Below are 22226 nucleotides of genomic sequence, written 5' to 3' on the forward strand. Positions count from 1 at the left end.
GTCACCCGCTTTTCAACATGGTTTTATTTCTAACTTAGAAGGTGCCTACCTCACTTTACAAACATGCTGGATATTGGAATGCCCCTAGATGAACTAGGTCTATTTCCCTATCCCTCTTGATTTGAAGCTACGGTGTGCCCGTGGCTTCTTTTTATACCCACATATCATTGAAATACTGGGAGGTTCCCTTCAATTCGCCCTAAGTAAAATTGCCTATTGATGAGGAGACATATACATGAATCAAAACACCTATGAAAAATTACAATACGAGGCCTTTAAAGCCATGGTCCGTTCTTACTGTGTCAGCGAACTTGGTGGTCAATTAATCGACAAATTAACCCCGTCTACCAATCTTGACGTGGTCCAATTACGGCTAAAGGAAACATCAGAAGCCCGCGCCATTATTGATACCGGGTCATCCGTCCCCTTTATGGGGGTCACTAACCTAGACCACACCATGACCAAGTTAGACAAGGGGATTGTCCTGACCGCCAGCGAACTTTTCACGGTAGCTGAATTCCTGCGGGGTTGTCGTCGGATTGCCAGCTTTATGGACAAACACGCCTTCATCGCCCCTATCCTTGCCCAGTACGCCCAATCAATGACCGACCTCCGCCAGATTGAGGAGGAAATTCATTTTGCCATTAAAAATAATCAGGTAGATAGCGAGGCTAATCGTGATTTGAAACGGGCTCGCCACCATATACAAACAATCGAAGAGAAAATTAAGGATCGCCTAAACAAATTTCTGACTAGTGCTAGCAATAAGTCCTACATCCAGGAATTCGTCGTGGCCTACAAGAACGACCACTACACCATTCCCATCAAAGCTTCCTACAAAAATCAAGTTCAAGGAACAGTGATTGAATTGTCACAAAAGGGCACAACGGTTTTTGTTGAGCCTAGCATGGTCAGCAAATTATCCGCCGAGCTAGATGCCTTGCGTGCCGAGGAATCCATGCTTGAATACCAGATTTTAGCTGGTTTAACCGGTTTGATCGTTGAAAATACTCAACTGATTCGAGTTAATATTGAGTTAATCGCTCAGTACGACATGATCTTCGCCAAAGGAAAACACAGTCGCCATATTGAAGGCATTGCCCCCTCAACCAACGATTATGGCTACATCAACCTGGTAGACGCCAAGCACCCCCTATTAACAGGGCCAATCGTACCTTTGAATTTCACCATTGGAGACGACTACCGAAGCTTGGTCATTACCGGACCAAATGCCGGTGGGAAGACCATCGTCTTAAAAACGGTCGGGTTAGTGACCCTCGCTACCATGTCAGGTTGTCATATTGCCGCTAACCCTGAAACAGAAGTGGCTGTTTTTGACCAGACTTTCGTCGACCTTGGGGACAACCAAAGTCTTGAAAATGCCTTATCCACATTCTCATCGCATATGAAGAATTTATCGGATATTTTGCGCGTGGCCAACAACAATACTCTGTTGCTGTTTGATGAAATCGGCAGCGGGACTGAACCCAATGAAGGTGCCGCCCTAGCGATGGCCATTTTAGAAGCGTTTTACCTGAGGGGTGCGATTACCGTTGCCACCACCCATTACGGTGAAATCAAGGACTTTTCAGACCAGCATCCAGATTTTATGAATGCCGCCATGCAGTTCCAGAATGAAAGTCTAGAACCTACCTATAAATTATTGATGGGTCAAGCCGGTACCAGCAATGCCATGTGGATTTCCCGGAAAATGGCCGTTCCTGACCATATCTTGCAGCGAGCAGAAGGCTATCTAGTTGATAAAAACTACCAATTTGACCTGGTCAAAGACAGTAAAGTCAGAAAAGCCAAAGCCGATAAACCAGGAGACGATCTTTTCACTGACTACCAAAAAGGTGACCGAGTGACCCTACTTGAAACTGGCCAATCTGCTTTAATTTATTCAAAGGTGGATAAATACCATCAGGTAACAGTTTATGTTGCCGGTGAATATGTGGATATCCACATCCGCCGCCTACAATTAGACCAAAAAGCCAGCGACTTATACCCAGATGGTTACAATATAGACAATCTATTTGTGGATTACGCTACCCGTAAACGCAACCACGACATTGAACGCGGGTCGAAAAAAGCCCTGCGGAAAATCTATAAAGAGTTACGCCATAAGGATTAGTTTTAGGATTAAGTTAAGGTTCTAGTATCGGATTAAATAAGGATCGGGACGAAAATTGCCCACCACTTCCATTCTGGTTATTGAAAGCCGATTAAAAAAGCATTGCCTGAAATTTTGGGCAATGCTTTTTTTCGTTATTTTTACCAAATATTCCAGGGATAAGCCCCTGGCAAGGGTGATTCTACAGTGATTTGGGTCTTTTGAACAGGATGGGTTAAGGTCAGGCTATTAGCCCATAAAGCAATTTGTTGGCCCACTTTACTATATTGTGCACCATATTTTTGATCTCCCCAAATAGGCGTACCAATCCCTGCCAGTTGGACCCGAATTTGATGAGGGCGGCCGGTCTGTAATTGCACACTAACTAGACTGAGTCCGTCTTTGGATGCGATCACACTATAATATAGGACGGCCTTTTTTCCTTCTTTATGGTGCTCTGAAACAATTGACACTTTGTTCTTTTGCCGGTTTTTGTACAGGTAATCCACAAGACGGCCGCTAGCCTGTTTCGGTTTCCCATTGACCACCGCCATATAGGTCCGTTCTATCGCGTTCCGCCGAACCTGGTCAGATAATCTTGACGCAGCTTTTGAAGTCTTGGCGAATACCATTGCCCCACCAACCGGTCGGTCTAGTCGATGTACTAATCCTAAATAGACATTGCCCGGCTTTTGATAGCGGTATTTGATATCCTCTTTTAGGTGGGTAAGTAAGTCTTTATCCCCACTTTGGTCTCCTTGAACTGGTATATTTACTGGTTTTTGAACCAATAATAAATGATTATCCTCATATAAAATTGGCACGTCCATTGCTTCTACTCCTTTTCAAACATAGTGGCCCTACCATAGCATATTCCCAACCTTTACTCTAATTTGGTCAGTTTTCTCTATGATATTGGCCTATATATTTTTATCTGAAAAGGCGAAAACAGGCCCCAAACGGATCTTTTGACACCTGTTCTTTGCGATACATATTTGTACTTTAGATATGAACTTATTTCCCCGCTTGTAACTGTCCTTTGTCGATAATTCGACTATCTAAAAACCAGTATTGGTGGGGATCACCTTTTAAGGCTGAAAACGGAATAGTCCGGCCACCCTGATGATCAATTTGCGCATTTAAATAGCTTTTTAGAATCCAGGGATCTTCTAAACGACTAGGTTGTAAGTTTAATGTACTTTCTATATATTCTGGGCTGGTTGAAAAATGTTTCGCTAAATCATCCACAGTTAAATCCGCCTCTTGCAAGGCTTGTTTGAATTCTTTAATAGTTGCGGCTTGTTGGTCTAAAGTTAATGACATCTTATCTCCACCTTTTTAAACTATTATTCACGGTAGTCAGCAATGTTAATATAGCTACCATTGTATCACTTTTACCTGATAAGACAGGCAAATACCCTTTTTTCAAATTTAAAAAAACCTTACTAGACTAGATCAACATGACTCAAATCTAGTAAGACGAATGTATTCAATTAGTCTTCTTTTGAACCCCCGTATGAGTCAACTAATTCGAAATTACGCTCTTCTCTTGCGTGTAAGTCTCCACTTAATTGATAGAATTCGATTAAGATTTCATCTTCATAAACTCTGCAAACTGCAAAGATTTGGCTGTTTCATTGATGATAGTTTTCTTATTTGTAGTCAAATTCAGCTGATTCGTCTGGTTACTCAGCGACGATGAAAAAATATATTTGAAATCGCTTGCAAAATGTATAATGACTATGTATAATTCTATTTGAAATCATGTATAGACATAGAAATGGAGTTGTTTAGATGAATTATCGTTTTCCTCAAGATTTTTGGTGGGGGTCAGCTATTTCTGGCCCACAAACAGAAGGTCGCGTCCAAGGTGACGGCAAGGGTGACAGTATCTGGGACCACTGGTATCAAGAAGACCCTACCATTTTCTTTGACCAGGTAGGCCCAGCTGAAACCTCAGCCGTCTACACCCACTATAAAGAAGATATCCAGCTGATGAAGGCCACTGGCCACAATTCGATGCGGACGTCTATCCAGTGGAGCCGCCTTTTTCCGGAAGGTCGTGGCGAAATCAACCAAGAAGCCGTCACTTTCTACAATAACTATATCGACGAACTGATCGCCAATGACATCGAGCCCTTCATCAACCTCTATCACTTCGATATGCCCATGGCCCTACAAGAAATTGGTGGTTGGGAGAGTAAGGAAGTAGTCGACGCTTACGTAAATTACGCCAAGACTTGTTTTGAGTTATTTGGAGATCGAGTCTCAAAATGGTTCACCCACAATGAACCTATTGTCCCAGTTGAAGGTGGTTATCTCTACAAATTCCACTATCCTGCCGTAGTCGACATGAAACGCGCTGTTCAAGTGGCCTACCATGAAAGTTTAGCCTCTGCTAAAGCCATCAAGGTCTACCACGACCTCAATCTGGGCGGTGAAATTGGGATTATCTTGAACCTTACACCTAGCTATCCAAGAGACGCCAACAATCCAGAAGACGTCAAAGCTGCCAGCCTAGCCGATGCCTTTTTTAATCGGTCATTTCTAGACCCTGCTATTCGCGGTGAATTTCCGGAAGACTTGGTAACTCTACTCGAGGAGCTTGACTATCTGCCGGACTATACAGATGGTGAATTGGCCATCATCAAAGAAAATACCATCGATTTACTAGGCATTAACTACTATCAACCCCGCCGCATCCAGCAAAAGGAATCGATTGAACGCCTGTCTGACAAACCGATGCCAGACGATTATTTCGACAACTACATCTGGCCAGACCGCAAGATGAACCCTTACCGTGGTTGGGAGATCTACGAGAAAGGGATTTACGACTGCCTGATTAACGTCCGCGACAACTATGGGAACATCCCATGCTTCATTTCAGAAAATGGCATGGGCGTCGAAGGAGAAGAACGGTTTAAAAACGCTGTCGGTATGATTGAAGATGACTATCGGATTGACTTTTTAAAAGGTCATCTAGCCTACGTCCATCAAGCCATTGAAGAAGGATGCAACGTCAAGGGTTACCACATGTGGACCTGCATGGATAACTGGTCATGGATGAATGCTTATAAAAACCGCTATGGACTCATTTCAGTCGACTTAGACAATGATAAAAAACGTACCATTAAGAAAAGTGGTTACTGGTTCAAAGCAGTTTCAGATCAAAATGGTTTCTAATTATTGGGTTTTATATAGAAAGGAATAAGTCATGAATAATCTCATTGATAAACTAGCTGAGTCCCTCACACCTTTTGCTGCAAAACTGGGTAACAACCGTTACCTAACCGTCTTACGTGATGCCTTCATGTTGGCATTTCCACTGACCATGTTTGGGTCAATCGTTGTTGTATTCAATAACCTACCCTTCTTCCCCGACGAATTAAAAGGGACTTTGGGCACCCTGCTTGGTAATGGTCAAAATGCGACCATGTCTATCATGACCATCTTCGTTGCTTTCGGTATTGGCTATTATTTAACCAAATCATATGATGAAGATGGTGTCTTTGGTGGGGTTGTAGCCCTTGCTTCCTTCCTGATTTTGACACCATTTAACTTCTTAACCGCTGAAGGTGTAGAAGTTGCGGGTGCCCTAACGAGTGACCGTTTAGGGGCAAAAGGGATGTTCATTGGGATGCTAGCAGCCTTTTTAGCCACAGAGATTTATGTCCGCATCACGAAAAAAGGGATTAAAATCACCATGCCTGAAGGTGTGCCGGATGCAGTCTCTCGCTCATTTTCTTCACTGATCCCGGCCATTTCAACACTAACTGTCTTCTTATTAATCAATGCCGCTGTAGTTGGTTTATTCAATACCAACTTACATGACGTCATCTATACCTTTATCCAACAACCACTAACAGGTTTAGGTTCAAGTTTACCAGCTACCCTACTAGCCCTATTCTTAACACAAATCTTATGGTTCTTTGGTTTACACGGGCAAGTCATCATCAACTCTGTATTAGATCCAATCTGGCAGACATTGTCATTAGAAAACTTAGCAGCTTATGAAGCTGGTCAAGAATTACCACATATCATCACTAAATCATTTATGGATACCTTTACTGTAAGTCTTGGTGGTACTGGTATGACCTTGATGGTGGTTATCTTAATGGCCTTTGTCATGAAGAGTAAACAATCAAAAGAAATCGGTAAATTAGGTCTTGGACCTGGTATATTCAACGTAAACGAACCGGTAATCTTCGGTTTACCAATCGTATTAAATGCTTCAATGGTTATTCCTTGGGTATTAACACCTCTTGTAGTAACTGTCTTTAACTACTTCATGATGGCATCAGGTATCTTCCCAGCAACAACAGGGGTAGTTGTACCTTGGACCATGCCACTCTTCTTCTCTGGTATGATGGCAACTAACTCAATCATGGGTGGTATCCTGCAATTAATCGACGTCGTAATAGTTGGAGCAATCTGGTTCCCATTCTTGAAAGTACAAGACAAAGCCAACTTATCCATGACAACAGAAGAAGAATAATACTAACTTATCCTCTCCCAAAAGGCGCCGTGACACTGTCATAGCGCCTTTTTTATTACAAAATATTAAAGCCTACACCTTGAACTTTGGGTAGTGATTACTTGAAACCTTCGGCTTCTGCTTTTTCCTAGCATGTCACAGGCATAAGAATGCAATTGCACACGCCAAGCGAAGCTACTTCTAATACAGTTAAGTAAGTTTTCTGTTAATAAATTCACTCATTTACTATGCGAAGTATGGAATAGAGAGATAGCGGTTAATCACGCTGAAAATGTTGCGATTACATACACAACAAAGGCTTTTTGTAATGTTCAAACGCTATTATTTATTATTACCGAGGACAGAATTAAGGTGTTTAAACTACCTTTCATTTTCGAAAACCTTGCTTTTCCAGTCACGAGAGAGATTTCATTTGATCTATTTTCACCAGGGGGATAGTGGTAGTTAGATTAGATTTTTAAGTCTAATTTTCATAGACATATTTGGAATAAGTCTATACATTGTATTATAATGGGTTGGAGATGGAAATGAGCGTTTAGATTAGGGGGATACACTTGAATAAGTACGAAGAAATTGCTAATGAATTGCGTCGCCGAATCAGCGAGGGTGAGTATGCTGAGGGTGAAATACTGCCGGACCAGATTGAGTTGGCCAAGGAGTTTGATGTGAGTCGGATGACCTTGAAGAAGGCAATCGATATGATTGCGATGGAAGGCTTGATCTTTAAGAAGCGTGGCGTTGGGACATTTGTGCTGAAGAGTAGTTTATGGAACAATGGGGATTCTAAGTTCAATGATTATAATGGTTTGACCGAGCAGTTTGGCCATCACCGGATTGTGTCGAAAAAAATTAATTTTGATATTGTCTTCCCTGATGAAAAGCTGCAATCCCTATTGATGATTGGGGCTAGCGATCCTGTTTACCATGTGCAGCGTTTGCGGATTGTTGACGATAAGCCTTATATTTTAGAGGATTCTTACTTTGTAGCGTCTGTGATTACCCAATTGAAGGCTGAACATTTAGATGGGTCGATTTATGGTTACATCCGGGATGAATTGGGCTTGAAAATTGGTGGAGCTTACCGAAAAATCCACGCTGATGTGGCCAATGATCTAGATATTCAAGAGTTAAATTGTGATTCCCACACCCCTGTCCTTGAAGTGGAGCAAGTGGTTTATTTGGATAATGGTACGCCATTTGAATATTCTACTTCTAGAAATCGCTTTGATACACGTTCTTATACCATTACGGATATTATTGGCAATCACTAGTGGTTGCATTGGGTGAGAGATTTTACTTGTCTCTCCCCTTTTTTATCGATTTTTAGGTTTACGAGAACGTATCTCTTCGCTTTCATTTACTTGTGAATAATGGTATGATAAAAATTAGGTTAAAAATACAATTCTTTGTCTAAGTTAATTTTAATTTCTATTGTGATTTTCCTGACTGGAATTTATTTTACCATCATGAGGGAGGAGGATTTTCATGAAAAAACAATATGCATTTTATGCTGTGACGGCTGCATTGGTTGTCGCTATTTCTTTATTCATTATTATTCCTGTACCAGCGTCGAATGGGTTTTTCACCTTTGCTGATGTGGGGATTGTGACGGCTTCATTAGTCTTTGGACCTGTCGGAGGACTCGTTGTCGGTGCCATGTCTGGTGGGTTAATTGATTTGCTGTCTGGTTATGCGCAGTGGATTATTTTTTCAGCGGTCATTCACGGGGCGCAGGGCTATATCGCTGGTTTAGCCAAAGATAAAGGTCGTAAGGAACAAGTATTATACTTAGTTTTATCGGCTGTTGTAATGATTGTTGGTTATGCGCTTGCTAGCTGGATCTTATATGGTACGGCTGCGGCTGCGATTGCTGGCTTATTTACAAACATTCTACAATCTGGTGTTGGAGTCTTGATTGCTATTCCAATCAGCATCCGGTTAAAACCAGTTATTGAAAGATATTTATAATAGTATATTATAAATAATGACCACTATCTCAAGTCTTGAGTTAGTGGTCATTTTTTATTTAATCGCTATTGTCCTAACATTGTTAGTGCTTCATTAAGGACTTTTTCACCCTTCATCATACCGTAGTCTTGCATGTTGATGACGGCTAGTTTGGTCGGTGAATCCGCTAACTTAGCCGCAAATTCCTTTTCCATGTATTTAACTTGTGGTCCAAGCATTAAGACGTCGATATTTTTGTTAGCTAGGTTATTGTCAGCATCTGAAGCTGAGACCGCAAAGATTTCTGCGTCTACTCCCTTATCTTCGGCTGCTTTCTTCATCTTTGAAACAAGTAAACTCGTGCTCATTCCTGAAGCACAAACTAACATAATTGTTGTATCTGCCATTTATTTCTCCTCCAATTTTTGATAAACATCAATGATTTCTTTAGCCATATCTTTAAAGGCGATGGCGGTCATTAAGTGGTCTTGCCCGTGTACCATGAGTAAGGATAAGGCTACTGGATCGCCACTTGCTTCTTGGGTTAACAAGGCGGTTTGGGCATGGTGGGCTTCAATCAGCGCTGCTTCGGCTCCGGCCATAGAATCGTTAGCGCTTACAAAATTACCCGTTTTTGCGTATTCCATGGCTTCGATGGCTTTTCCTTTCGCATCTCCCCCGTACATAATGAGCTGCATGATGACTTCCAAATTTTGTGGTTCTTCCATTCAAAAGGCTCCTTTGTGGTCTATTTTATGTTTTTTCTTATATGTATATACATATATCCTATTATGTTCATACATATATCTGATAGGTTTATTTTACCACATAACCTTCATTATTAAAACCCTTACATTGTTGTATTTTAAGCATTTAGGTAAAAAAATCGCCCCACTCATGTAAGTGTAGGCGAATTAAAGTTCTTTACTAAATTGTGTTGGTGGGAAATTTTTAGGCAAAAAATATTGGCCATCGGCTGAATCGTCGCCTACGACAATGAAATTTACCGTGAAGTTAGTCCCATGTTAGCCCAAGTTGCAACCTTAGACGAGACAGACGTTTAATATAACGGTAGCTATCAGATCATAGACAGCTTCCTTGGCATAGCCTTTTCCCCTAAAACCTTTTGAGAAAGTATAGCCAAGCTCCAAAGTCTCTTGCATGTCTGTATAAGTCACAAACAAATCGCCGATAACCTTGGCATCTATAACTACCGCCAAATCTTAATTTTTTCAGTTAATCCATATCATGCGACTGTATTTCCCATCTATGTTATGATGAAATTAATCAAAACTAACGGAGGTATTTAGAATGAGCCAAGTACTTGTTGAAATTTGTTTACGTGTGAGAGATATTGATGCGACTTTAGACTTCTATACAAATCTATTTGATTTTGAGGTAGCTAGCCGCAGAGAGTTTCCGGAGAATAAATTTGATTTAATCTACTTAAACTCACCAGGTTCAAATGTCCAAATCGAGTTGACTTACAACTATGATGCAGATCCATACACAATTGGCGACGGCTTTAGCCATTTAGGTGTTACTGTTGATGATTTAGAAGCTATGCATGAAATTTGTAAAGCATCTGCTTATGAAACTGGCGACTTAAAAGGTCTTTCAGGAGGCACACCTTCATACTTCTTCGTAACTGACCCAGATGGTTACAGAATTGAAGTTAAACGTAAAAAATAATTACCCATTCCTATAAAACAAAAGGCGTTACCCTAGTTCAATTATTAAGGTAACGCCTTTTTATTATGCTTTCACTCCTATTGAAATACCCATTTCGTGCGCTTCTTGATACGTATAAAAATAGCATATTTGCTCTCTTTATAGATAGACAAGATGGTTTTAGCCTAGTTGAATTATCCATGGTGAAGTAGCGGTATTAACGTTACTATTCACCTTTTGCCTTCAGCATCCACTTTTACCAATATTTCCTAGATCATGCTACCTTAGGGCTGCTTGCATCTCATTAACGTAGTCATAAATGTAAGACTTCGCTTCTTCACCGTGAGCTTCAACTAGACGCACAATCCCGCTACCTACAATGACGCCATCTGCTTTGGCTGAGATATCTTTCACTTGGCTTGGTGTATTAATCCCAAATCCAACGGCTACTGGAATATCTGAAACAGCACGTATTTCCGCCACCATGGCAGAAATATCCGTTGTGATATTAGACCGCACGCCCGTTACCCCCATAGATGACACTAGATAGATGAAGCCTTGAGCCTTTTTGGCAACATCTTTAATCCGGTCTTTAGAGGTCGGTGCAATCAAAGTAATGACTTCAATCCCGTATTGATTCGCAACAACTTTCACCTCATTATCTTCCTCAAAAGGCAAGTCAGGAATGATAATACCAGAAACACCAATTTCCTGACATTTAGCGAAAAACTTGTCATAACCATACACAAAAACCGGGTTTAAATAGGTCATAAAAACTAATGGCACATGGATTTGATCCTGCAATGAAGCTACCATATCAAAGACGTTATTCAAGCGCACCCCTGCTGATAAGGCCCGGACACTCGCATTTTCGACAACTGGCCCTTCAGCGATTGGATCTGAAAAAGGAATCCCGATTTCAATCAGGTCAGCCCCTGCTTCTTGGGCGGCTAGGATATTTTCAGCTGATTGGTCCAGGTTGGGATCGCCTGCCATCAAATAGGTGATAAAGGCTTTTTTATTTTGGAATGCTTCAGCTATTTTACTCATAAATCTCTTCTCCTTTATAACGGGCAATGGCTGCCACATCCTTGTCCCCGCGTCCTGATAAACAAATCACGATTCTTTGGTCTGGTGACAATGTAGGCGCCAATTTTTGGGCGTAAGCAACAGCATGGGCAGATTCAATCGCTGGAATAATCCCTTCCATTTTAGATAGGTATTCAAAAGCCGCCACCGCTTCATCATCTGTTACTGGCACATATTCTGCACGGCCAACTTCATTTAAACGAGCATGTTCTGGCCCAATCCCTGGGTAGTCAAGACCCGCTGAAATGGAATAAACTGGGGCGATTTGACCATATTCATCTTGGCAGAATAAACTCTTCATGCCGTGGAAAATACCTGCCGTCCCCTTAGCCATAGTCGCTGCGTGTTGAGTGGTGTGAATCCCTTTTCCAGCGGCCTCACATCCAATTAAACGAACATCTTCGTCTTCAATAAAGTGGTAGAAAGTCCCAATCGCATTAGACCCACCACCCACACAAGCAATGACTGCATCCGGCAATTGTCCATGATTTTTCTGGAAATCGTCCTTAATTTCACGAGAAATCACACTTTGGAAGTCCCGCACCATAGTTGGATATGGATGAGGCCCCATGACAGAACCTAGGACATAATGCGTATCTTCCACCCGATTAGTCCATTCACGCATGGTTTCGTTTACCGCATCCTTCAAGGTTTTGGTTCCCTTAGCCACGCTGTTCACCTTAGCCCCTAACAATTCCATCCGAAAGACATTTAAAGCTTGGCGGTCTGTATCTTCTTGCCCCATAAAAATTTCACATTCCATCTTCAATAAGGCCGCCGCTGTTGCTGTCGCCACCCCGTGCTGACCAGCCCCAGTTTCCGCAATTAAGCGGGTTTTCCCCATTTTTTTCGCCAACAAAGCTTGACCTAGGACGTTATTAATTTTGTGCGACCCGGTATGGTTCAGGTCTTCTCTTTTTAGATAGACCTTGGCCCCACCTAAATCAGCCGTCATATTCTCTGCATAATACAAACGCGACGGACGACCCGCATAATCATTTAATAGCGCAGTCAATTCTTTCTGAAAGTCTGGATCATTTTTATAAAAATTATAGGCTTCCTCTACCCGTTGCACTTCCGCCATCAAGGTTTCTGGAATATACTGGCCACCAAAGTCGCCAAATCTACCATTAGTCATGTGTTACCTCCCGTATTTTCGCTACGAATTCCTGCATTTTCACTGGATCTTTGACCCCATCTGTTTCAAGTGACGACGACGCATCTACCGCATAAGGCCGAACCACTTTTAAGGCCTCTTCAATATTTTCAATCCCTAGACCTCCAGCTAGGAAGAAGGGCTTATCTTGGTATGCTGACACCATTTCCCAATCAAATACCTTCCCTGAACCACCGCGGCTAGGACTCAAGCTATCGAATAATAAATAGTCCGCTTGACTTGGATCCACCACCAATTCATCTCCAACCGCAACCGATTTGATAATGTCTTGGTCAACTTGACCCTTCAACTGTTCAATATAGGCCTGGTCTTCTTCACCGTGTAACTGAACCAAATCAATAGTCCCCGCCTGACAAATGGCCACGATTGCTTCAATTGGGGCATTCACAAAGACACCCACCGTTTGAATATCTGCCCCTAAATCACGTCTAAATTTTGCTGCTAAGTCAGGCGCCACATACCGCTTAGTCCCTTCCACAAAGATAAAACCCACGAAATCTGGTTTAGCCGCATTTGCTGCCTCAATATCTTCCGGCCGTCTCAAGCCACAAATTTTCACCTTAACCATTATTACAGAGCCCCTTTAAGTTCACTTAATTTCGCTTGTTTATCGTCAGCCAACATCATAGATTCACCGATTAAAACCGCGTCCACTCGGTTGTCATGTAATAATTTGATATCCGCTGCTGTCTTAATCCCACTCTCAGCAACAAAAACCGTGTCATCCGGCGTCAGATTTCTCAAGCGAATCGAATTTTGGAAGTCCACTTCAAAGTTATGTAAGTTTCGGTTGTTGACCCCGATAATCCGGCTGCCCGCTTCAATAGCCATGGCAACTTCATCCGCATCATGGGCTTCCACTAAAACCGACAAGCCCAATTCATCTGCTAAGGTAATGTATGCGGCCAACTGGTCTGGACTTAAGATTGCACAAATCAATAATATGGCGTCCGCCCCGATTGCCCGGGCTTGGTAGATTTGGTAAGGGTCGATTACAAAATCTTTCCGCAAAATGGGAATAGCCACTGCTTGGCTAATTTCCCGTAAGTATTGGTTGCGCCCTTGGAAATAATCTTCTTCCGTTAAAACCGACAAGGCCGTTGCCCCAGCCGCTTGGTAATCTTTGGCAATGTCCACATAAGGGAAATCTTTGGCGATTAAACCCTTTGATGGTGAGGCTTTCTTCACTTCGCATATAAAGGACATGTCCTCTTCTTTCAAGGCTTGTTCAAAAGCAAAAGGAGGCAAATGACGGTCTGGTAAAGTCGCTAACAAGTCTTCCAAAGGTGTTTTCAACTTATCTTCGGCTACCCTTTTCCCCCGGGCGAGGACGATCTCATCTAAGATACTCATGCAGTGACCTCCTGCCCAACACGGTTAGTTGCGGCAATAAATTCGTCTAATTTGGCTTTAGCCTTACCTGAATCAAGCATATCTTCAGCCAGACGGACACAGTCACGTAAAGACAATTCATCTTTACCCATGTACAGGCAGCAAGCCGCATTCATGACAACGATATTGCGGCGGGCACCTTGTTCCCCGTTTAAGATATCTAAAGCAATCTGAGCATTCTCTTCTGGATCACCACCGATTAACTCGCTCAATCGACCGCGTTCAAGGCCGAATTGTTCTGGGGTAATAAAGTAGCTAGTCACCTTACCATCATTGACTTCACAAATAGTTGTGGTATCCGTAATTGTAATTTCGTCCAAGCCGTCATGACCGTGAACCACCATCGCCCGTTTCACATTCAATTGGTTTAATACTTGAGCAAGTGGTTCCACTAATTTCTCGTCGTATACACCCAATAACTGTTTGGTTGCACCCGCTGGATTGGCTAAGGGACCTAAAATATTGAACATGGTACGGGCTCCTAATTGTTTACGGACAGGCGCCACATGTTTCATGGCTGAATGGTAAGTTTGGGCGATCATAAAGCAGAAGTCTGTTTCCTCTAAGATTTGTGCACTTTGGTCCGCCGTTAGGAAGATGTTTGCGCCCAAGGCTTCTAATACATCCGCTGACCCACATTTACTCGATACTGACCGGTTACCATGTTTGGCTACCGCAACACCAGCAGCCGCAACGACAAAGGCAGAAATGGTTGAAATGTTGAAGGAGTTTAGCTCATCCCCACCCGTCCCAACAATATCAAGGACGTCCTTTTTTGCGGATAATTTAAGGCCCTTATCACGCATGACTTCAGCTGAAGCAGTAATTTCGTCAATTGTTTCACCCTTCATCCGCAAAGCCGCAAGGTAAGCACCCACTTGACTGTCAGTAGCTTCCCCTTCCATCATCTGGCTCATAACTTGGCCTGCCGTTTCTTTAGATAAATCATTGCCCAAAAATAATTCGTTAATCGCCTTGTTAATCATGTGTATTTCCTCCTACTTTAAGAAAATTCTGAATCATCGTTTCGCCTGAAGGTGTCAGTATCGACTCGGGATGGAACTGGACACCAAACATTGGGTATTTACGGTGACGGACAGCCATCACCTCACCCTTGTCCGATTCGGCAATCACCAGTAACTCATCCGGCATACTTTGTCGGTCCGCAATTAGTGAATGGTAGCGAGCTACTGGCACAACTGGTGGTAACCCTCTAAAAATCTCACTCCCACTCGCCACATGAATGGTTGACTGTTTCCCGTGGACAGCCGGTTGGGCATGAATAATATCCGCCCCGTAAGCTAGACACATCGCTTGAAGACCTAGACAAACCCCTAAAATTGGAAAGTGGTCAGCCAATTCTTTGGTGACAGCTACTGTGACGCCTGCATCCTCCGGTCGTCCTGGACCAGGAGAGATGACAATATGTGAAGGATTTAAATCAATAATTTCATCGATGGTGACTTGGTCATTTCGTACAACTTGAATGGCTTCATCCGTATTCTTGCCGATCAATTGGTAGAGATTGTAGGTAAAGCTGTCGTAGTTATCAATCAGTAAAATCATAGTTATGCCTCCTCGTGTCCTAATGCTGTCATCATGGCTTTGGCCTTGTTCTTTGTTTCTAAGTATTCTTTTTCAGGATCTGAATCTGCCACAATCCCAGCGCCAGATTGGACAAAGACTTGGTCATTCTTCAAGACAGCCATCCGGATGCCGATACACATGTCCATGTTTCCGGCAAAGTCGATATAGCCCAAAGCACCGCCATATGGGCCTCGTTTGGTATCTTCAATTTCATCAATCAATTGGCAGGCCCGAATCTTAGGGGCACCGGATAAAGTACCCGCTGGTAGTGCCGATTTTAAGACATCTAAACAAGTTGCGTCTGGTCTGACTTTGGCTGTTACCTTGGATGAAATGTGGCTGACGTGTGAAAACTGCTTGATAGCTCTATATTCACTGACTTCTAGCGTACCGAATTCAGCGACCTTTCCGATATCATTGCGAGCTAAGTCAACAAGCATGTCATGTTCGGCCAACTCTTTTTCATTTTGCAAGAGGCCTTCAACTAATGCTCTATCTTCCGCATCCGTTGCCCCGCGCGGTACAGTACCGGCTAATGGGAAGGATGAAGCGACACCGTTACGAACAGAGACCAGGGTTTCCGGTGATGCACACGCGATTTCTAAGTCATCGAAATGCATGTAGACCATGTAAGGTGACGGGTTAATCGTCCGAAGCAGGCGATAAGTTTGTAGTAATGACCCGGAAAAAGGGGCCTTAAACCGGTTGGATACCACCGCTTGGAAGATGTCACCCTCCACAATATGGTGTTGGATTTTCTCTACGATACGCTCGTAATCTTCTTGGCTAAACAAAGCTTCAAAGTCGCCCACCTCTTGGGTCAAGTCCTCCTCACGAACAGAATCTGGGCGCATGATCATCTGCTCCATATCCTTCAAGTCTGTAGCTCCTTTGATATAGTTTTCTTCTAATTTGTCGGTTTCAATATTGACGATTAAGACAATCTTTTGGCGGAAGTGGTCAAAGGCAATAACCTTATCCATCAACATAAAATGGTAGTCCCGGAAATTTTCTGGGTTATTTTTCGTTAACTGTAGAGATGGTTCCGTATATTTGATGCAGTCATAAGACAAGTAACCAACCAATCCTCCTGTAAAAGGCGGTAAATAATCAATACTTGGGCTCTTATAACGGTCAAGGATATCGTTCAAGGATACTAGGGGATCATCTGCTTGGAAGCTTTCTTCATGCTTGCCCTCTTGCACGGTTACTTGACCATCTGTTGAGTAAATCGATAAGTTTGGTTTATAGCCAAGAAAAGAATAACGACTCCAGTTATCCTTATTCACCACACTCTCCAGTAGGTAAAAGTGGTCGGATTGTTTGCTAATCGTTCTCAGCACTTCGATTGAGGTTGCTACATCGGAAAAAATTTCTAAAGCAATTGGGATAATCGTATGGTCTTTCCCTAACTGTCTCGCCTCTTCTAAACTTGGTTTAATCATTGTCGTACGCTCCTTTTAATTCATTATTGAAATCATAAAATTACGGCTAGTCATGATGATCGGGGCGAAAACAACAGAAAAAGCACCCATCCATGACTAATACAAGTCAAGGACGGGTGCTCTAAAAACATCCGCGGTACCACCTTAAATTTACAGACACTACGCCTGTACGCTCTGCAGGATACTAACATATCCCTCGCAACTGACGTATGCGTCACGTCGCAGAATAATCAGAAGTTTATCTCCAAAAATATACTTCCTTTAACTGCGCCCTCCGTGGTCCATTTGATGCACTGCGTTGTGCGAGGCTCTCAGTAATCCCCACTCCCTGTAACTGCACGTTACACCGTTATCTCCACTTCATTGGTTTAAAGTTGTTATTCGATTAACTAGAGTATAACGGGACAGGCAAAAAGAAGTCAAGGGTTTTATTAACAAAACATTAAATAATGGATATTTAAATCATCATATCTTAATTATTCATATCAAATGTTCCTTGCAACTTCTTTATCCATCTTAGGTATCTCAGAAACAAAATTCATTATTTTATCCTTTGAAAGGTTTCTAAAACTATAAGTTATGAAACCGATAAATTAAGTAAAAAAAGCCAATTAAGTGTAAATTGTAATTTTATTTTGCATTAAATTTAAGGGGTGCTTTGCACTAATAAATCGAGTAGGAGACTAGCCATTAATTGGCTAGTCTCCTACTCGATTTAAAATAGTCCTTTTTTCAATATATAAATACTTTAACTGCCATAAGCATACCCTTTTTCCAGTTCGTCTTTACTTGTAGTTATTTCTATTGTGATATGATCCTTTACACCCGATGTATGGGCAAGCTCTGCAATTTCTTCTTTGACTTCCCTAGTCTTGTTTATATCGGAAGAGTCTATAAGAACCGTAACGATAAGGGCATTTTCTTCTCCGTCCAGTGACCAAATGTGAAAATGAGAGAGGTCCTTTACAGCAGGAATATTGTTAATGGAGTTCGCCAGGTTCTCTACGTTTACATTTTCCGGCGAACCGTTCAATAAAATTTTCATTGTACTGAAAAATTCAGGTACAGTTTTATAGAGGATATAGAGTGCTATCAAAATCGATAAGATTGGATCCAATCGATAAGCCTCGGTAAAGTTCATTAGAATACTCACAATCAAAACTCCAATCCACCCTAATACGTCTTCCAGCATATGGAGGTTCAACATACCCTCATTTTTGGATGTGCCTTTGCTTAAAATCCAAGCAGCATATCCATTCAATGCAATAGCTACGAGAGAAAGCCAGAACATGCCACTATAATTTACGGGTTGTGGGTCAAGCAAACGTGGCACACTACGATAGATCATAAAGAACGAGCCACTAATTAGCACAACGCCAGTTATCAGCGCGCCCAGTAAAGAAAATCGGTTATAGCCAAAGGTGAACCGTTCATCTTGTTTTTTCTCTGAATAACCTTGAAAAAACCAAGCGAATCCAATTGAAATAGAGTCCCCTAAATCATGAACGGCGTCAGACATAATGGACACACTATTGAAAAGAAACCCAAAGAAAAATTCACTTATGGAGAAAATAAAGTTGGTGAAAAAAGCAATTTTAATATTTTTTTTCGATTGATCCTGATGCGAGTGATTATGATTTTTATCTGATTTTGACATTTTAAAAACCTCCATTTAGTTTTATACCTTATTAGCTTTTATTGTTCTTGTTCATTGATATGAGTTAAGACTTGTTCGAGAATACTGAAAACATGAAGATCATCAAGACTGTAAACCATGCTTTTCCCTTCTCTTCTTGCCTTCACTAAACGTGAATCTTTCAATATTTTTAGTTGGTGTGAAATCGCGGACTGTTCCTTATCCAATGCAAGCACAATGTTTCCAACACTGAGCTCTTCTTTCTGTAAAAGAAAGAGAATTGACAAGCGTGTAGGGTCACTAATCACTTTGAATACTTTGCTTATTGATTGGATCTTCTCTTTATTGATTGGCGAAGTTGTTGATGTATCCATATGCTCTTATTCCTTTCATATGATTTTTCGTTCATATATATAATACCACATGGGTAAAACGATGCAAGTTTTTAGTTTATAGACTAAATTAAGACTTTTGTATTCATAATAGTAGTCCATTTGAACAAGAAGCATCTTGTCTTGACAAAGCTCATACAGTGAGTTAATATGATTTCGTAAACATATGAAGTAAACTTCATATGCAAATAATGATCATTCCGATTTACATATAAAGGAGATGATAGGAGACAGGATAATCCCAAGACACATGAATCCTTGCCTTACTTCAGCAAGCATACGAGTTCAGAATTTGCAAGACACAAAAAAGTCGGTGTATAGCTATACTATTTCTATTAGTTTAACTCAAGTTGAAAAATATTTTACGGCAGTTAAAGGATGTGTATTTTAATGGTTGATTGGTTTTTGAGTTTAAACCCAATCTGGCAAGCAACATTAGCGGGTGTATTTACTTGGCTAATGACCGCCCTAGGATCGAGTTTAGTATTTTTATTTCATGAAGTGAATGATAAACTTCTTGCCATTATGAATGGTTTTGCTGCCGGGGTTATGTTTGCAGCAAGTTACTGGTCTTTGTTAGCGCCATCCATTGATTTTGCAGAGCAAAATGGTTATGGTATTTGGTCATTTGTGCCTGCTTTGGTTGGTTTTTTAGTAGGAGGCCTCTTTTTAAGAATTGTGGATAGCGTTGTCCCTCATTTACATAAAAGAACAAGCGGTGTTGAGGAAACTGAAGGAGTTGCTTCATCTTTATCGTCTACAACCCTTTTGTTTCTAGCGGTAACCATTCATAATATACCAGAAGGGTTGGCAATTGGTGTGGCTTTTGGAGCTGCTGGACAAGGAGCTTCTGCTATTACAAGTGCATTGATGCTTGCACTGGGTATTGGGCTGCAAAATTTTCCCGAAGGTGCTGCGCTTTCAATGCCTATTCGAGCAGAAGGCAGTACAAAGGGACATGCATTTAATATGGGGCAATCCAGTGCACTTTTTGAAATTATATCAGCAACTATTGGCGCTTGGCTGGTCACACAGATAACTGTTATCTTACCTTATGCATTAGCTTTTGCAGCAGGAGCCATGGTATTTGTCTGTGTTGAAGAATTGATTCCTAATTCTCAAACGAATGGACATAGCGAAGTAGCGACAATGGCATTTATGATTGGTTTTGCTATCATGATGACATTGGACGTTGCTCTTGGTTAAACAATAAACAAAGGACACAAAAAAGTCTACAAAAATCAAATAAATTATATAGAAAGGTGATAGAAATGGAAACTACCCAAGAACAACAATCACAGGAAAAAGGGAAACATAATCATAACCACGACCACGATCACGGAAAGATGCCTATTGTTTTATACTTTATAGGTCTAGGATTAGCGATTATTGCTTTATTCTTGAGTGAAGAATATCAATTGCTGCAAAATATCTTATTTTCAATCGCTACAATTAGTGCAGGCTACCATGTCATTGTACTAGAAGGCGTAGGGGAGACGATTGAAAATACCAGAAACAAAAAGAGATTTACTCCGAACTCTCATATTTTAATGGGCTTAGCGGCCATCGGAGCTTCTTTGATGGGGAACTTTTGGGAAGGAACACTACTGATTCTTATATTTTCAGGCGCACACTTTTTGGAAGATTATGCTGAAGGTAGAAGTAAACGAGAAATTACGAAATTACTTGAAATGAATCCAACGTCTGCTCGGTTAATTCAGCCGGATGGCAACACGAAGATGGTTGATGTGAGTGAATTAAAAGTAGGTGACCAACTTCAAGTACTCAATGGGGATCAAATTCCTATTGATGGGATAATATTATCTGGGAATACTTCCATTGATGAATCTTCTATTAATGGGGAAAGTATTCCGCAAGAGAAGACTAAAGGAGACGAAGTTTTTGGGAGTACGATTAATGGGACAGGCACGTTTACAATGGAAGTCACCAAAGAAAACGAAGATACAGTCTTTTCAAAAATTTTACAATTAGTGAACCAGAACCAAGATAATCAAACAAAAGCTGCAAGTATTATCCAAAAGTTTGAACCGAAATACGTGACAGTCGTTTTAGTTGCGATTCCGTTATTCATGGTATTAGCGCCTTTGCTATTTGACTGGACATGGTCACAAAGTATCTATAGAGGATTAGTTCTGTTAGTCGCAGCTTCGCCGTGTGCTCTAGCGGCAGCGACTGTATCCGTAACCTTATCAACAACCTCTAACTTGGCCAAAAAAGGTGTGCTTTCAAAAGGAAGTTCTTATTTATCTCAATTAGCGGATACGCAGTCCATTGCTTTTGACAAAACGGGGACTTTGACTAAAGGTAAACCGGAAGTAACCAATTATTATTTTGCGGATTCTGTGAATGAAAAAAATATAATTGATATTATTGTGGCGCTTGAAAAGGAATCGAACCACCCCTTAGCAGATGCCATTTTAAGAAAATTTGAACCAAACAATAAATTAGCTATTGAAGTAGAGAATCAGATTGGTAAAGGTTTAACGGGTGACTATGAAGGTAAAAATTATCGGATAGGAAAACCAACTTCTTTTGAGAATGTTTCCGATCAATATGTTCGCTTAAACAAGGAGTGGGCATCAGAGGGTAAAACAGTCGTATATGTAGCGGAAGATGAAAAAGTCATAGGGCTTATTGCTCTCATGGACGTTCCAAGTAAACATGCAAAAGAAACGATTGAATACTTTAAAGAACAAGGCATACACACTACTTTAATCACCGGTGACTCAGAAATGACCGGAAAAGCAGTTGCCGAACAATTAGGCATCGATGAAGTGATGGCAAACGTCATGCCAGAAGACAAATCCCGAATTATAGATGAGCAAAAATCAAAATATGGTGTAACAGCAATGGTTGGAGATGGTGTGAATGACGCCCCTGCACTTGTGAATGCTAATGTAGGAATTGCGATGGGTGATGGAACGGACGTAGCAGTGGAAGTATCTGACCTGGTAATCATGCAGAATAATCTATCTAAATTAGTCCAATCACATAAACTTTCTACTAAAATGAATCGTGTTATTTGGCAGAATATTATCTTTTCGATGGCTGTGGTTGCCTTTCTAGTAATCGTAAGTTTCCTAGGACTGACGGATATTGCGATCAGTGTCATTATTCATGAAGGAAGTACGTTGGTCGTTATCCTGAATGGACTCCGATTGTTAAAATCTAACTAATCCAATCAAAACTCAAAAAGGTTTAGGTATACTAATAAGTTTCTGAAGTTTATATGCCTCTAACGTGCTAAAAACGTTAGGGGCA

At 41.3% G+C, this 22226-nt stretch carries 22 protein-coding genes; 8 read left to right on the forward strand and 14 right to left on the reverse strand.

Annotation, left to right across the window (positions count from 1 at the left end; all coding sequences use genetic code 11):
- Positions 1-235 precede the first annotated feature (235 nt).
- Entirely contained in the window at positions 236-2134 is a 1899-nt protein-coding gene (locus ACFW0C_RS06160; protein WP_378106257.1) for an endonuclease MutS2, read from the forward strand.
- A gap of 140 nt (positions 2135-2274) precedes the next feature.
- Here the strand turns inward: ACFW0C_RS06160 and ACFW0C_RS06165 are convergent, their stop codons facing one another.
- On the reverse strand, positions 2275-2943 hold the full coding sequence (locus tag ACFW0C_RS06165) for an RluA family pseudouridine synthase (RefSeq protein WP_378106258.1): 669 nt from the start codon (positions 2941-2943) through the stop codon (positions 2275-2277).
- A 184-nt stretch (positions 2944-3127) separates the two neighbouring features.
- Positions 3128-3436 (reverse strand): DUF2316 family protein, encoded by a 309-nt coding sequence (locus ACFW0C_RS06170; RefSeq protein ID WP_378106259.1) that lies wholly within the window; start codon positions 3434-3436, stop codon positions 3128-3130.
- 471 nt (positions 3437-3907) lie between these two features.
- Between ACFW0C_RS06170 and ACFW0C_RS06175 the strand changes: the two genes are divergently transcribed.
- From ACFW0C_RS06175 to ACFW0C_RS06190, 4 genes are all read left to right on the forward strand, one after another.
- The gene (locus tag ACFW0C_RS06175; protein ID WP_069286358.1) at positions 3908-5296 is read left to right on the forward strand and encodes a glycoside hydrolase family 1 protein; all 1389 of its coding nucleotides are present in this window, start codon (positions 3908-3910) and stop codon (positions 5294-5296) included.
- 31 nt (positions 5297-5327) lie between these two features.
- Entirely contained in the window at positions 5328-6608 is a 1281-nt protein-coding gene (celB, locus tag ACFW0C_RS06180; protein ID WP_378106261.1) for a PTS cellobiose transporter subunit IIC, read from the forward strand.
- A gap of 554 nt (positions 6609-7162) precedes the next feature.
- Positions 7163-7879: a GntR family transcriptional regulator gene (locus ACFW0C_RS06185; RefSeq protein WP_378106262.1), complete on the forward strand. Its 717-nt coding sequence runs from the start codon at positions 7163-7165 to the stop codon at positions 7877-7879.
- 214 nt (positions 7880-8093) lie between these two features.
- Positions 8094-8576: an ECF transporter S component gene (locus ACFW0C_RS06190; RefSeq protein WP_069286361.1), complete on the forward strand. Its 483-nt coding sequence runs from the start codon at positions 8094-8096 to the stop codon at positions 8574-8576.
- A gap of 65 nt (positions 8577-8641) precedes the next feature.
- Here ACFW0C_RS06190 and ACFW0C_RS06195 read toward each other — a convergent pair whose 3' ends face one another.
- From ACFW0C_RS06195 to ACFW0C_RS06205, 3 genes are all read right to left on the reverse strand, one after another.
- On the reverse strand, positions 8642-8962 hold the full coding sequence (locus ACFW0C_RS06195; protein WP_378106264.1) for a PTS sugar transporter subunit IIB: 321 nt from the start codon (positions 8960-8962) through the stop codon (positions 8642-8644).
- Positions 8963-9283: a PTS lactose/cellobiose transporter subunit IIA gene (locus tag ACFW0C_RS06200; protein ID WP_069286363.1), complete on the reverse strand. Its 321-nt coding sequence runs from the start codon at positions 9281-9283 to the stop codon at positions 8963-8965. It lies immediately after the preceding gene.
- Positions 9284-9598: 315 nt separating this feature from the next.
- Positions 9599-9775 carry a GNAT family N-acetyltransferase gene (locus tag ACFW0C_RS06205; protein WP_083227227.1) on the reverse strand — a complete coding sequence of 59 codons (177 nt, stop codon included), beginning with the start codon at positions 9773-9775 and terminating at the stop codon, positions 9599-9601.
- 91 nt (positions 9776-9866) lie between these two features.
- Between ACFW0C_RS06205 and ACFW0C_RS06210 the strand changes: the two genes are divergently transcribed.
- Positions 9867-10247 carry a VOC family protein gene (locus ACFW0C_RS06210; protein WP_026466596.1) on the forward strand — a complete coding sequence of 127 codons (381 nt, stop codon included), beginning with the start codon at positions 9867-9869 and terminating at the stop codon, positions 10245-10247.
- Positions 10248-10505: 258 nt separating this feature from the next.
- Here the strand turns inward: ACFW0C_RS06210 and trpA are convergent, their stop codons facing one another.
- The 9 genes from trpA to ACFW0C_RS06255 form a co-directional block, all read right to left on the reverse strand.
- A complete protein-coding gene (trpA, locus tag ACFW0C_RS06215; RefSeq protein WP_378106266.1) occupies positions 10506-11276 on the reverse strand; it encodes a tryptophan synthase subunit alpha in 771 nt (256 codons plus the stop codon).
- Positions 11269-12453, reverse strand: coding sequence for a tryptophan synthase subunit beta (trpB, locus tag ACFW0C_RS06220; protein ID WP_378106268.1), 1185 nt, complete (start codon positions 12451-12453; stop codon positions 11269-11271). The genes trpA and trpB overlap by 8 nt, the downstream gene beginning before the upstream one ends.
- Positions 12446-13060, reverse strand: a complete 615-nt coding sequence (locus ACFW0C_RS06225; RefSeq protein WP_378106270.1) for a phosphoribosylanthranilate isomerase — start codon at positions 13058-13060, stop codon at positions 12446-12448. Before ACFW0C_RS06225 ends, trpB begins: the two co-directional genes overlap by 8 nt.
- Before the next feature lie 2 nt (positions 13061-13062).
- Complete coding sequence (gene trpC / locus ACFW0C_RS06230; RefSeq protein WP_378106271.1) at positions 13063-13845, reverse strand: indole-3-glycerol phosphate synthase TrpC; 783 nt, start codon at positions 13843-13845, stop codon at positions 13063-13065.
- Positions 13842-14870, reverse strand: a complete 1029-nt coding sequence (gene trpD, locus ACFW0C_RS06235) for an anthranilate phosphoribosyltransferase (protein ID WP_378106273.1) — start codon at positions 14868-14870, stop codon at positions 13842-13844. The genes trpC and trpD overlap by 4 nt, the downstream gene beginning before the upstream one ends.
- Positions 14863-15450, reverse strand: coding sequence for an aminodeoxychorismate/anthranilate synthase component II (locus ACFW0C_RS06240; protein WP_069286370.1), 588 nt, complete (start codon positions 15448-15450; stop codon positions 14863-14865). Before ACFW0C_RS06240 ends, trpD begins: the two co-directional genes overlap by 8 nt.
- Before the next feature lie 2 nt (positions 15451-15452).
- The gene (locus ACFW0C_RS06245) at positions 15453-16916 is read right to left on the reverse strand and encodes an anthranilate synthase component I family protein (RefSeq protein WP_069286371.1); all 1464 of its coding nucleotides are present in this window, start codon (positions 16914-16916) and stop codon (positions 15453-15455) included.
- Between the two features lie 748 nt (positions 16917-17664).
- Positions 17665-18573 (reverse strand): cation diffusion facilitator family transporter, encoded by a 909-nt coding sequence (locus tag ACFW0C_RS06250; protein ID WP_378106275.1) that lies wholly within the window; start codon positions 18571-18573, stop codon positions 17665-17667.
- Between the two features lie 38 nt (positions 18574-18611).
- A complete protein-coding gene (locus ACFW0C_RS06255) occupies positions 18612-18926 on the reverse strand; it encodes a helix-turn-helix transcriptional regulator (RefSeq protein ID WP_003143660.1) in 315 nt (104 codons plus the stop codon).
- 408 nt (positions 18927-19334) lie between these two features.
- Between ACFW0C_RS06255 and ACFW0C_RS06260 the strand changes: the two genes are divergently transcribed.
- Positions 19335-20150, forward strand: a complete 816-nt coding sequence (locus tag ACFW0C_RS06260; protein WP_378106276.1) for a ZIP family metal transporter — start codon at positions 19335-19337, stop codon at positions 20148-20150.
- A gap of 65 nt (positions 20151-20215) precedes the next feature.
- Entirely contained in the window at positions 20216-22141 is a 1926-nt protein-coding gene (locus ACFW0C_RS06265; protein WP_378106278.1) for a heavy metal translocating P-type ATPase, read from the forward strand.
- Positions 22142-22226: the final 85 nt, after the last annotated feature.

The organism is Aerococcus sp. NPDC058936 (assembly GCF_042741995.1).
Lineage (GTDB): Bacteria > Bacillota > Bacilli > Lactobacillales > Aerococcaceae > Aerococcus.